We start from the raw sequence: 11,719 nt of genomic DNA, 5'->3' as shown, positions 1-11,719 counted from the left end.
CGGACGGACGGTCACACGGGGACGGTCACGGGCGGAAGCGCAGCACCTGCGGGTCGTGGTCGCTGTTCTGGTCCGCGAACTCGGCGTTGACGTGCACGCTGTCGTACGCGAAGTGGTGCACGCCGGGGCTCGTCAGGATCTGGTCGAGGACCTGGCTGTTGCCCTGGTAGACGTACGAGTAGCGCTCGGAGACCGGCAGCGACTTCACGGCCGGGTAGAGCACGCCGCCGTCGGTCAGGGCCTTCGTCGTGCCGGAGAACTCGAAGTCGTTGATGTCGCCGAGGACGAGCACGTCGGCCTGCTTGTCGAGGGCGACGACGTCCTTGACGAAGGCGTTGACGGCCTGCGCCTGGAGCAGTCGCTTGGTCTCGGAGGACCGGGCCGGCGGCTGGTGGTGCGAGACGATCGACTCGTCGCCGCCCTTGGAGCCGAAGTGGTTGGCGACCACGATGACCGTGCGGCCGCGGAAGCGGAACTCGCCCGCCAGCGGCTTGCGGCTGCTCTCCCACGCGGCGTTCGCCGGGTCGATGCGGCCGGGCGAGACGGTCAGGTGGGCGTCGCCCTTGGTGCCGGTGACCGCGGTCGCGGTGGTCGCGTCGCCGCCCGGGCGGTCGACGAAGGAGACCCGCGCGGGGTTGAAGAGGAAGACCTGACGGATGTTGCCGCCGGGCTCGCCGCCGTCCTTGTTGTTCTCCGGGTCGACCGAGCGCCAGTCGTACGCCGGGCCGCCGGCCGCGACGATCGCCGCCGTGAACTTCTTCAGCGTCTCGCCGGCCGTCACCGTGCCGTCGTTCTTGGCGCCGTTGTCGTCCTGGATCTCCTCCAGGGCGACGATGTCGGGCGAGGCGAGGTTCTCGACGACCGCCTTGGCGAGCGCGTCGAACTTCTCCTGCGGGTCGGTCGGGTCGAGGTTCTCCACGTTGTACGTGGCGACCGCCAGCTCGTTCTTGTGCTGCTTCTGGGTCACCTCGCGCTTCAGGCCGAAGTCCACGTGCCGGCCCAGGGTGTTCGCGACCAGGGTGTAGCCGCCGTACTGGTTGAAGTCCAGCGGGCCCTCGGTGCTGCCGACGAGCCAGTCGCCGACGTTCGCCTTCGGGAAGGGCTGCTGGGCGACCGGGGCGAGCTGCTGGATCTGGAGCCGCCCGGTGTTCTGGGAGTCGTACGAGCCGTAGACCGTGCCGCCGCGGCGGTTGTCGTTCTCGAACGGCTTCACCGTCACCCACAGCTCGTGGTACGGGTCGGTGGCGCCGACCACGCGGGAGGAGCCGATGCGGACGTTGGTGCCCTCGAGGGACTCGTAGTAGTCCAGGGCGTACTTCTCCGGGGCCAGGGCGAACCCGTTGATCGAGCCGCCGGCCGCCGGGTCGCCCTCCGGGGTGTACGCGTCCGGGACGGAACCGGCCCAGATCGTGACGGGGGCCGGGACCTGGTTGCCCTGGGACACGACGGTGACCGCGGGCTTCGAGATCTGGGTCAGCGACTGGTTGCCGGAGTTGAGGCCGCCCGGCACGTACTCGGTGACCGTGCCGTCGACGCTCACCGCGTCGCCGACGGCGACGGTCGGGGCGGAGCTGGTGAAGACGAAGATGCCCTCGCTGGTGGCCGGGTTGTCGTCGGCCTGGGGGTCCTGGATCCAGAAGCCGCGCGAGCCGTACGTGCGGACGGCCGTGACGACGCCCGTGACACCGGTGACCTGCTTGCCGACGAGCGGCGAGACGCGGGTGGTGCCCTGGATGTCGTGGATCCGGACGGAGGCCGCGGCGGTGGCCGCGGTGGCGGACGCCTCGTCTGCGGAGGCGGACGCGCCGCTCACCAGACCGGCGGCGAGGGCGGCGGAGACGACGGCGGCGACGGCCGCGGATCTCGGTATGGAGGAAGACATCAAGGAGCTCCGTGAGGGTTCGGATGTTCGATCGAACGATCTACGCGCGTCAATTTCGTGGCCGGGAGGCGTACTTGTCAAGGGTTGACGGGTGTACGAAGGCTGACGTGTGGGCGAACCGACAGACGCCCCCGCGAATGCGTCTACGCTGAAGTCCGCCCGAAGCACTCAACCGTCACCCCGCCGAGGAGAACACCCCAGATGGCACCGGACCGTCCGACCCTTCCCCCCGTTCGGCTGCACTCGGACGCGGAGCTGGCGCGGGACGCCCTGGCCGCCCCCCTCCTCACCCGTGCCGTGCGCCTGGCCCGCTGGGCCGGCCCCGAGACCCGGGTGGGCGCGGGCGGCGAACTCGTCGACGAGCAGCTGCCCGCCGCCGCCGAGGCCCTCGGCCTCGCGGACGACGAGGACGGCGAGGCGTACGCGAGCGAGGCGTGGCGGGTGGCCGTCGACACGGGGCTGGTCGAGGTGACGGATCCCGAGGAGGCCGGCGGGCCGGACGAGGCGGAGGAGACCGCCGGGTCCGGTGCGGCAGGCGAGGCCGGGGCCGGGGAGGCCGGGGACGGGGCCGGGACCGCGCGGCCCGGCGGGAACCTGGCGCTGCTCACCGGCGGTTCGCCCCAGGACGTCCTCGCGATCTGGCTCGACGCCTTCGAGACGGTCTTCGCCGACGCCGCCGCGCCGTACGTCGACGACCTCGAAGCGCTCGTCGGCGAGGACGGCACCATCGACTTCGAGGCCCTGGACTGGGACCCGGAGGGCGAGGCCGAGTTCCTGGAAGGCGTCCTCGGCAACCTCTACCTGCTGACCGTCAGCGAGGGCGGGGCGGGCGAGGGACCGGTGCCGCTGCCCGCGCTCGCCGCGTCGATGGTCGTGCCCGAGGACATGGGCGAGCCCACCGACGCCGTCCTGGAGCAGGTCTCCGACGCCATGATGCGGCTCGACGAGCAGTTCCGGATCCTCGAACCCGTCGGCCTCGTCACGTACGAGCCCGTCGACGAGGCCCTGATGGTCGAGGAGAACACGGAGGGCGGGACCGACGCGGCCCCGGCCGCCGAGCCCTTCGACGAGGAGGACGTCAGCCGCTACGGCATGGTCCGGCTCACGCCGCTCGGCCTCTACGCGATCCGCACCCGCATGCTGGAGGCCGGGCTGACCGCGCCGGCCGTCGGCGAACTCGCCGACAAGGGCGCCGACGTGCTCCTCGACGGCATCGCCCACTACCCGCAGGAGGCGGCGCGCGCCGAGACCACCGGCTGGATCGCCGGCCGCGCCGCCCAGGACGCGGCGCGCGAACTGCTCGCCGCCGCCCGCGGCGCCGACGCAGGCGCCCCGCTGCGCCGCCTGCACGCCCAGCAGGCCCTCTCGCTCGTCGGCGCGGACGCCGAACCCGCCGTACGGGAGGTCCTCGACGACCGCGAACTCGGCGGCCTGGCCCGGGTCTGGCTCGCCGAGCGGGGCGCGGCCGACATCCCTGCGCCGCCCGAGTCGATGATCTTCTGGCTGGCCGTCGACACCATCGCGGCCCACCTCGACGCCGACGGCGACCTGGAGGAACTCCAGGACCTCATCGAGGGCCTGACCGGGCGGCACGGCGGCTTCTTCGAGGCCGTCTGGCGCGTCGACCACCCGGCCACCGCCGACGTCCTCGACGCCATGGGCCGCCTCCACCGCGACAAGCCCACGGCGAAGGAAGCCCGCAAGGCCGCCTTCAAGGCCCGGTCCCGCGCCTGAACCGGCGCCGTTCCCGCAGGCCGACGGCGTGCGGAAGCCTGGTGCCGTCCATGGACTGACATCTAACATGTCAGTCCATGGACGTGGACGTGGACGTGTTACGGCCGGTGGGCCGGACCCTGCTGCGCGACCGGGCCTACGAGACGCTGCGCGAGGCCATCGTGCGCGGCGAACTCCCGCCCGGTTCCGTGGTCAAGGACAGCGAACTCGCCGAGCGGCTCGGCCTCTCCCGCGCACCCGTGCGCGAGGCCCTGGCCCGGCTCGGCGACGAAGGTCTCGTCGAGACCAAACCGCAGAGCTACACCCGTGTCACCCGCCTGGTCAGCCGGGTCGTCCGGGACGCCGCCTCCGTGGTGCGGGTCATGCACGAACTCGCCGCCCGCACCGCCGTGCCGCTGCTCGGACCCGAGGGCATCCGCGCCATGCGCGAGGCGAACGAGCGGTTCGACGCGGCCGTGCGGGCGTCGGACGTCGACGCCGCGCTGCGCGCCGACGACGAACTCCACGACGTGCTCGTCGGCGCCAGCGGCAACCACGCGCTCGCCGCCACCATCGAGCGCTACACCCCGCTCATCCGGCGCGTCGAGCGCCACCTCTTCGGCGACCCCGGCACCTGCCGCTCCGCCGCGCTGCACGCCCGTCTCATCGAGGCCTGCGAGGCGGGCGACACGGAGGAGGCGGTGCGGGTGACGACGGAGATCTGGCGCGCCCTGGAGGAACTCGCCGACGAGGCGACGGACTCCTGAGCGACTCCCGCCGGCCGGGCACGGAAGGACCCCCGGAGGACGGCTCCCACGCCGTCCCGGGGCCCGGCGCCCGGCCGGCGGGTGTCCCTCAGGGGCCGTTCGCCGTCCTTCCTCACCCGGGAGCCCGCATGCCGACGATCGCCGATTTCGACCGCTACCCGCTGCTCTTCGGACCCTCGCCCGTCCATCCGCTCCAGCGGCTCACCGCCCACCTCGGCGGCGCCACCCTGTGGGCGAAGCGCGAGGACTGCAACTCCGGCATCGCGTACGGCGGGAACAAGACCCGCAAGCTGGAGTACCTGGTCGCCGACGCGCTCGCCCAGGGCTGCGACACCCTGGTGTCGATCGGCGGCGTCCAGTCCAACCACACCCGGCAGGTCGCCGCCGTCGCCGCCCACGCCGGCCTGAAGTGCGTCCTCGTGCAGGAGAGCTGGGTCGACTGGCCCGACCCGGTCTACGACAAGGTCGGCAACATCCTGGTCAGCCGGCTCGCCGGCGCCGACGTGCGGCTGGTCCGGGCCGGGTTCGGCATCGGGTTCAAGGAGAGCTGGGAGCTGGCGCTGCGCGAGGTAGAGGAGGCCGGCGGCAGGCCGTACGCCATACCCGCCGGTGCCTCCGACCACCGGCTCGGCGGGCTCGGCTTCGCCAACTGGGCCTACGAGGTGGCCGAGCAGGAGCGTGAGCTGGGCGTGTTCTTCGACACGGTCGTGGTCTGCTCGGTGACCGGCTCCACCCAGGCCGGCATGGTCGCGGGCTTCGCCGCGCTCGCCGAGGAAGGCGGCCGGGCCCGGCGGATCATCGGCGTCGACGCCTCCGCCGAGCCCGCCGGTACCCATGAGCAGATCACCCGCATCGCCCGGGACACCGCCGCCCTCATCGGCGTCGAGCGCCCGCTCACCGCCGCCGACGTCGAGCTGGACGCGCGCTACCACGCGGGCGTGTACGGCGTCCCGGACGAGGCCACGCTGGACGCGATGCGGCTCGCCGCCCGTACGGAGGGCATGGTCACCGACCCGGTCTACGAGGGGAAGTCGATGGCCGGACTCGTCGACCTGGTGGACCGCGGCGAGATCGGCCGGGACTCCACCGTGCTCTACGCCCACCTCGGCGGCCAGCCGGCCCTCAACGCGTACAGCGCGCTGTTCTGACCCGCCCGCTCAGAGTGCCTGGGCGGCCGGCTTCACCATGCCCCGGACGGTCCGGGACTTCACGAACTCGCCCATCGCCGTCATCTCCCACTCGCCCGAGAACTGCCGGATGAGCTTGGCCATCATCACGCCGGTCTGCGGCTCCGCCGTGGTCAGGTCGAAGCGGACCAGCTCCTCGCCCGACGCGGCGTCGATGAGCCGGCAGTAGGCCTTGGCCACCTCGGTGAACTTCTGGCCGGAGAAGGAGTTCACGGTGAAGACCAGGCCGGAGACGTCCGCGGGCAGCCGGCCCAGGTCGACCACGATGACCTCGTCGTCGCCCGCGCCCTCGCCGGTCAGGTTGTCGCCGGAGTGCTTGATCGCGCCGTTGAGGATCGCGAGCTTGCCGAAGTAGCAGCTGTCGATGTGGTTGCGCTGGGGGCCGTAGGCGATGACGGAGGCGTCGAGGTCGATGTCCTTGCCGCGGAAGGCGGGCTCCCAGCCGAGACCCATCTTGACCTGGGAGAGCAGCGGCCTGCCGCCCTTGACCAGGGACACGGTCTGGTTCTTCTGGAGGTTGACCCGGCCCTTGTCCAGGTTGATCTTGCCGGTGCCGGCGGCGACCGGGGCAGGGGCCGCGGGCGGGGCGGCGGCCGGGGCCGACGGCAGGCCCGCCGCGAGGCGCGGGTCCGCCGGGGGAGCGGTGGGCGGGGCCGGGGGCGCCGGGGGTGCGGCCGGGGGAGCCGCGGGCGTGGCCGCCGGTGCGGCCGCGGGCTCCTCGTCCACGCTGACGCCGAAGTCGGTCGCGATCCCGGCCAGCCCGTTCGCGTACCCCTGGCCGACCGCGCGGGCCTTCCACGCGCCGTTGCGCAGGTAGATCTCCATGACCAGGAGGGCCGTCTCGTCGCCGAGCCGGGGCGGGGTGAAGGTGGCGAGGACGCTGCCGTCGTCCGTGTTGCGCAGGGTCGCGGTGGGCTCGATGCCCCGGAAGGTCTGGCCGGCGGCGTCCGGGCTCGCGGTCACCACGATCTTCTCGATCCCGGCGGGCACGGCGGCGGTGTCCACCAGGACGGCGTCGGGCGCGGTGCCGCCGCCGGACCGGTAGGTCACACCGGGACCCGTGGGCTGGTTGTAGAAGATGAAGTCGTCGTCGGAGCGCACCTTGCCGTTGGCGCCGAGCAGCAGGCCCGAGACGTCGAGCCGCACCGGGGCGGTCACGTCCACCGTCACGCGCGCGACGGTGAGGGGGATGTTCGAGCCGGGGGTCATAGCGGTCATGTCCGGGGTAACGAACCAGACCCCTTTGCCGTTCCCTTACCTTTTCCGGGTTCGGCCACTCCGGTTACGCGGGTGCTCGCGGGCGGTCCGCTCGTTCCCGAACCGGTAGGCGCCCGTCCAGCGGGCCATGACCAGCTGCGGGTCGCCCGACGCGACCTCCGCCAGGAACTTCTCCGCACGGCCGCCGCGCAGCGTGGCGGCGGTGCGGCCGTGGTGGGTGACGACGACGGTGCCGTCCGCGCGCTGCGTACAGATGAATCCCCGAGGCTGTGGCATGACGGGCATCCTGCCGTTCCCGGGCAGGTCCGTCATGTGAATATTCTTTCGGACGTGGGTGGGAGCTCTTTCCGGACGCGGGACGTGGACGAGGCACGCGAGGAGATCGGCGCGCGCTACTACGCCAACTTCATGGACGTGATCGACGCGCGCGACCGGCCCTTCGCCGCGCGCTTCGACACCGTCGGCCTGGGGCCGCTGATGATCGGCGACCTCAGCTGCGGCGCCGACGTGCGGATGCGCTTCGGCGAGCTGGGGGCGTTCCACCTGAACGCCCCGCTGAGCGGGACCATGGAGGTGCGGCAGGGCGGCAGCGGGCACCGGCTGCTCGCCACCCCGCAGGAGGCCATGCTGCTCGACCCGTCGGGCGTCACCGTCCTCGACCGCTGGAGCGGTGACTGCCGCTCGCTCTCGGTCAAGATCGACGCGAAGGCGCTGCAGGACCGTCTGGAGCAGCTCCTGGGCCGCTCGACGGGCCGCCGGCTGATCCTGGGCCCGCGCCTGGACATCACCCGAGGCCCCGGCCTGAGCTGGGTGACCTTCGCCCGCCAGGTGGCGGCCGGCGCGCTCGCGGGCGACGGGCTCGCCACCCACGAGCTGGTCGCCCGCCCGCTCCAGGAGGCGCTGCTCAACGGACTGCTGCTGGCGGCGGAGCACCCGTGGCGGGACGAGCTCGCGCACCCGGGCGGACAGGTCAGGCCGGCGCCCGTGAAGAGGGCGACGGACGCGGTGCGGGCCCGCCCCGAGCATCCCTTCACCACCACCGAGCTCGCCGCCCTCGCCCGGGTGAGCGTGCGCCGCCTCCAGGAGTCCTTCCGGGAGTACGTGGGGATGTCGCCGATGGCGTACGTGCGGCAGATCCGCCTGGACCGGGTGCGCGAGGAGCTGCTGGAGGGCGACCCGGACGGGCTGAGCGTCGGCGAGGTGGCCTGGCGCTGGGGGTTCACGCACCCGGGGCGGTTCGCCGCGCAGTACCGCGCCCGCTTCGGCGAGACGCCCTCGCGGACCCTGCGCGGACGCCCCTGAACGGCTGACCGGGGTCGTCCTGGGGGCGCCGTGCGCCGGGCCCGTGGACCCGGCCGTCTGTCGTCCTCCCGGGCCGGCCGCGAAACCGTCGCGTTTTGCGGACGGTTGTCGCGTTCCGCGGCTCGCGACGATCTTGACCGAAACGTATCGTCGGATCGTCCGTGGGCGTCATGCGTCGCCCACGTCGACCCGGGCCCCGGCCGGCTCCCCCGCATTGTCCGGCCGGGCCCTGTGTCGTTCCCGTACCCGCGCCGCCCGGCGCGACTCGTACCGCAGCGCGAGCCCCGTCGCCAGGGCGCCGACGCCCTCCCACAGGCCCACGCCGAGGAACCCGGAGGGGGCACGGCCGGTGAGGACGGCGAGGGTGAAGACCGAGAAGGTCAGGAACCGGAACGGCACCGTCCAGCGGAAGAAGGCCTTCCAGTCGGCGAGGGCCGCCAGCACGTAGTACACGCCCATGTTGAGGGCCGCCATGGAGGAGGCCGTCAGGAACAGCAGGGTGTGGTCGTCGTCCGCGCGGCTGGTCCCGGACATGGGGGCGAGCCCCATGAGGCGGATCGTCGTCTCGGGGGAGACCAGGCCCACCACGCCGAGGACCGCGGCGAGCACGCCGAAGACGGCCATGGTCCAGCCGGACGGGGAGCGGGGCAGACGCGTGTTCGAGAGCATGTCCCCTGCATACCGTGCGGCGGGGGCCGCCCACCAACCGGCCCCCGCTTCACGTCACTTCAGCGCGGCCTCCATCATCTTCCGCGCCACCGGCGCCGCCAGACCGTTGCCGCTGACCTCCGAGCGGGCCGCGCCCGAGTCCTCGATCATCACCGCGACCGCGACCTCCTTCCCGGTGGCCGGGTCCTTCGCGTACGACGTGAACCAGGCGTACGGCGTCTTGCTGTTGTTCTCGCCGTGCTGCGCCGTGCCCGTCTTGCCGCCGACCTCCACGCCGCCGATCGCCGCGTTGCTGCCGGTGCCGTCGTCGACCACCGTCTTCATCGCGCTGCGCAGCTGCCGCGCCGTCTCCGACGAGACGATCCGCTCGGTGTCGCCGTCCTCGTACGACTGCAGCGCGTCGCCGTCGGCGTCCACCACCTCGGAGACCATGTGCGGGCTCGCCATGAGACCGTCGTTGGCAATGGCGGCGGACACCATGGCCATCTGCAGCGGGGTGGCCGTCACGTCGAACTGGCCGATGCCGCTCAGCGCCGTCTGCGCCTCGTCCATCCCGGACGGGTACACGCTCGCGTACGCCCGGACGGGCACGTCCAGCTCCTTGTCGTCGAAGCCGAACTTCTCCGCCATCGCCTTCACCTTGTCCTGGCCCAGGTCCACGGCCATCTTCCCGAAGACGTTGTTGCAGGAGTAGCGCAGCGCGGTGCGGATCGTCGCGTTCTCGCAGGGCGCGGAGGCGTTCTCGTTCCGCAGCACGGTCCGGGTGCCGGGCAGCGTGTACGGGTCCGGGCTCCGCGTCGCCGTGTCCACGGAGCCGTAGAGGCCGTCCTCGAGCGCCGCCGCCGCGACCACCAGCTTGAACGTCGAGCCCGGCGGCAGCGGCTGCCGCAGCGCCCGGTTCACCAGCGGCTTGTCCGCGTCCTCCGTCAGCCGCCGCCACTCCGCGCCGTCCGTCAGGCCGGCGATCTTCGACGGGTCGTACGAGGGCGTCGACACCATCCCGAGGATCCGGCCGGTCTTCGGGTCGAGGGCGACGGCGGCGCCCTTCTTGTTCCCCAGCGCCTCGTACCCGGCCTTCTGCACCGCCGGGTCGATCGTCGTCACGACGGTGCCCGGCTCGGCCCGCTTCCCGGTGACCGCGTCGAGCGGGTTCTTCAGCCGCGTGTCCGTGCCGTCCAGGACGCCGGAGTAGATGCCCTCCAGCTGGGTCGCCCCGTAGGCCTGCGAGCTGTAGCCGGTGACGGCCGCGTACAGCTCGCCGTCGGTGTAGCTCCGCTTGTAGGCGAGGTCGCCGCCCTTCGTCTCCTTCGATCCCGTGACCGGCGAGCCGGCCACGACGATGTTCCCGAGCGGCTCCGCGTACTGCGCGATGACCTTCCGCCGGTTGCTCTTCTCGTTCGCGAGGGCCTTGCCTTCGTACGCCTGCACCCAGGTGGCCCGCCCGAGGAGGGCGAGCACCAGGAGCAGCGCGAAGACCGAGGCGCGCCTGATCGTCTTGTTCATCCCATCTGCGGGACGAGCCGGGCGGTGGCGAACGTTCCGGGTCTGTCCGGTTTCTCAGGGAACCTTCATGTGGTGAGCCCTCAGGACGCGTCGCCTCGGCAGGCGGGCCCGTCAGGCGCCCGCCCGGAGGAATCCCGACTCGTAGGCCGCGATCACCGCCTGCGTACGGTCCCGGGCGCCCGTCTTCGCGAGCACCGCCGCCACGTGGGACTTCACCGTCGCCGGTCCCACGCCCATGCCCTCGGCGATCTCCGCGTTCGTCAGGCCCTTCGCCATCCGCCGCAGCACCTCCGCCTCCCGCTCGGTGAGCCGGGCCGCCCAGGCGGGCGGGGCCGGCGGACGGCGGCGGGCGTGGTCGGCGACCAGCGTGCGGACGGCCGCCGGATACAGCAGCGAGTCGCTGCGGGCGACCAGCCGCACCGCGCTCACCAGCTCCTCCGGCGAGGCCCGCTTGAGCAGGAAGCCGACCGCGCCCACGCGCAGCGCGTCGTACACGTACGCGTCGTTCTCGAAGGTGGTGACCACCACGATCCGCGGCGCCTCCGGCTCCTGCCCGAAGCCGGACAGGATCTGCCGGGTGGCCTGGATGCCGTCGATCTCCGGCATCCGGACGTCCATCAGGACCACGTCGGGCCGCAGCGACCGCACCACCGACACCGCCTCGGCACCGGTCGCCGCCTCACCGACGACCTCCAGGTCCTCCTCGGCGTCCAGGATGACCCGCAGCGCCGTCCGCACCATCCGCTCGTCGTCCGCGAGCACGATCCTGATCACCGGGCACCTCCCGCGGGTCCGGCCGGCCGGCCCTGAGCCGGTCCCGCCGACCGGCCTCCGGCCCGCGGTGCCGACCGGTCCCCTGCCGGCGGTGCCGACCGGTCCCCGGCCCGGCCCACCGGCAGCCGGGCGGTCAGCCGCCAGAGGCCGTCCACCGGTCCCGCCTCCGCGGTGCCCCCGAGCAGCCGGGCCCGCTCGGTGACGCCGCGCAGCCCGTGCCCGCCGTCCGGGCGGGCCACCGGCGCCGTGCCGGGCAGCGGATTCTCCATCGTGATCTCCAGTTCGTCCCCCGACAGCGCGATCCGCGCCGTCACCGTCTCCTGCCGGGCGTACCGCACGGCGTTCGTCAGCCCCTCCTGCACGATCCGGTACGCCTCCCGCGACACCGCCTCCGGCAGCCCCGCCAGATCGCCCCGCACCGTCAGCTCCACCCGCCGCCCGGCGCCCCGCACCAGGGCGTCGAGCGCGTCGAGGCCGGGCGCCGCGAGCTCTCCGCTGTCCTCGCCGCTGCGCAACAGGCCGAGCACCGCGTCCAGTTCGCCGACCGAACGCCGCGTGGCCTCCTCGATCGCGGTGAGCGCCTCCCGCACGAAGTCGAGGTCCGGCGTGCCCGCGTCCAGGACCCGCCGGGCGGCGCCCGCCTGGAGGGTGACGGCACTGAGCGCGTGCCCGACCGAGTCGTGCAGCTCGCGGGCGAGGCGGTT

The 11,719-nt window shown here is 73.1% G+C and carries 11 protein-coding genes; 4 read left to right on the top strand and 7 right to left on the bottom strand.

Annotated elements, in window-relative coordinates; translation table 11 throughout:
• Positions 1–25 precede the first annotated feature (25 nt).
• A complete protein-coding gene (locus tag ESG85_RS33140; protein ID WP_128984883.1) occupies positions 26–1,882 on the bottom strand; it encodes an endonuclease/exonuclease/phosphatase family protein in 1,857 nt (618 codons plus the stop codon).
• Positions 1,883–2,083: 201 nt separating this feature from the next.
• Between ESG85_RS33140 and ESG85_RS33135 the strand changes: the two genes are divergently transcribed.
• The 3 genes from ESG85_RS33135 to ESG85_RS33125 all read left to right on the top strand — a co-directional run bounded on the left by ESG85_RS33135 (position 2,084) and on the right by ESG85_RS33125 (position 5,510).
• Positions 2,084–3,616 (top strand): hypothetical protein, encoded by a 1,533-nt coding sequence (locus ESG85_RS33135; RefSeq protein ID WP_128984882.1) that lies wholly within the window; start codon positions 2,084–2,086, stop codon positions 3,614–3,616.
• An 89-nt stretch (positions 3,617–3,705) separates the two neighbouring features.
• On the top strand, positions 3,706–4,362 hold the full coding sequence (locus ESG85_RS33130) for a GntR family transcriptional regulator (RefSeq protein WP_128984906.1): 657 nt from the start codon (positions 3,706–3,708) through the stop codon (positions 4,360–4,362).
• Between the two features lie 128 nt (positions 4,363–4,490).
• Positions 4,491–5,510, top strand: a complete 1,020-nt coding sequence (locus ESG85_RS33125; RefSeq protein WP_128984881.1) for a 1-aminocyclopropane-1-carboxylate deaminase — start codon at positions 4,491–4,493, stop codon at positions 5,508–5,510.
• 9 nt (positions 5,511–5,519) lie between these two features.
• On the opposite strand, the gene ESG85_RS33120 is transcribed toward ESG85_RS33125, so the two are convergent.
• Together ESG85_RS33120 and ESG85_RS33115 are read right to left on the bottom strand one after the other, a co-directional pair.
• Positions 5,520–6,758 carry a TerD family protein gene (locus ESG85_RS33120; protein ID WP_128984905.1) on the bottom strand — a complete coding sequence of 413 codons (1,239 nt, stop codon included), beginning with the start codon at positions 6,756–6,758 and terminating at the stop codon, positions 5,520–5,522.
• Positions 6,759–6,803: 45 nt separating this feature from the next.
• Positions 6,804–7,043, bottom strand: a complete 240-nt coding sequence (locus ESG85_RS33115) for a hypothetical protein (RefSeq protein ID WP_128984880.1) — start codon at positions 7,041–7,043, stop codon at positions 6,804–6,806.
• A 54-nt stretch (positions 7,044–7,097) separates the two neighbouring features.
• On the opposite strand from ESG85_RS33115, the gene ESG85_RS33110 reads away from it, so the two are divergent.
• Positions 7,098–8,069, top strand: a complete 972-nt coding sequence (locus ESG85_RS33110; RefSeq protein WP_246095522.1) for an AraC family transcriptional regulator — start codon at positions 7,098–7,100, stop codon at positions 8,067–8,069.
• A gap of 168 nt (positions 8,070–8,237) precedes the next feature.
• Here the strand turns inward: ESG85_RS33110 and ESG85_RS33105 are convergent, their stop codons facing one another.
• From ESG85_RS33105 to ESG85_RS33090, 4 genes are all read right to left on the bottom strand, one after another.
• Positions 8,238–8,693: a hypothetical protein gene (locus ESG85_RS33105; RefSeq protein ID WP_246095526.1), complete on the bottom strand. Its 456-nt coding sequence runs from the start codon at positions 8,691–8,693 to the stop codon at positions 8,238–8,240.
• Positions 8,694–8,792: 99 nt separating this feature from the next.
• A complete protein-coding gene (locus ESG85_RS33100) occupies positions 8,793–10,241 on the bottom strand; it encodes a peptidoglycan D,D-transpeptidase FtsI family protein (RefSeq protein ID WP_128984879.1) in 1,449 nt (482 codons plus the stop codon).
• A gap of 111 nt (positions 10,242–10,352) precedes the next feature.
• Positions 10,353–11,012 (bottom strand): response regulator transcription factor, encoded by a 660-nt coding sequence (locus ESG85_RS33095; RefSeq protein WP_128984903.1) that lies wholly within the window; start codon positions 11,010–11,012, stop codon positions 10,353–10,355.
• On the bottom strand, positions 11,012–11,719 hold a 708-nt coding region (locus ESG85_RS33090; protein ID WP_246095520.1), incomplete at its 5' end, for a sensor histidine kinase. The genes ESG85_RS33090 and ESG85_RS33095, both read right to left, overlap by 1 nt.

This window comes from Streptomyces roseicoloratus, from assembly GCF_004117935.1.
GTDB lineage: Bacteria > Actinomycetota > Actinomycetes > Streptomycetales > Streptomycetaceae > Streptomyces > Streptomyces roseicoloratus.
Note: the sequence above shows the minus strand (reverse complement) of the source record. Positions and strands in the feature narration are given on the sequence as shown.

Coding starts and splice junctions, on each gene's coding strand:
- ESG85_RS33140 (WP_128984883.1), bottom strand. CDS start 1,882: ATGTCTTCCTCCATACCGAGATCCGCGGCCGTCGCCGCCGTCGTCTCC.
- ESG85_RS33135 (WP_128984882.1), top strand. CDS start 2,084: ATGGCACCGGACCGTCCGACCCTTCCCCCCGTTCGGCTGCACTCGGAC.
- ESG85_RS33125 (WP_128984881.1), top strand. CDS start 4,491: ATGCCGACGATCGCCGATTTCGACCGCTACCCGCTGCTCTTCGGACCC.
- ESG85_RS33120 (WP_128984905.1), bottom strand. CDS start 6,758: ATGACCCCCGGCTCGAACATCCCCCTCACCGTCGCGCGCGTGACGGTG.
- ESG85_RS33115 (WP_128984880.1), bottom strand. CDS start 7,043: ATGCCACAGCCTCGGGGATTCATCTGTACGCAGCGCGCGGACGGCACC.
- ESG85_RS33105 (WP_246095526.1), bottom strand. CDS start 8,693: ATGGCCGTCTTCGGCGTGCTCGCCGCGGTCCTCGGCGTGGTGGGCCTG.
- ESG85_RS33100 (WP_128984879.1), bottom strand. CDS start 10,241: ATGAACAAGACGATCAGGCGCGCCTCGGTCTTCGCGCTGCTCCTGGTG.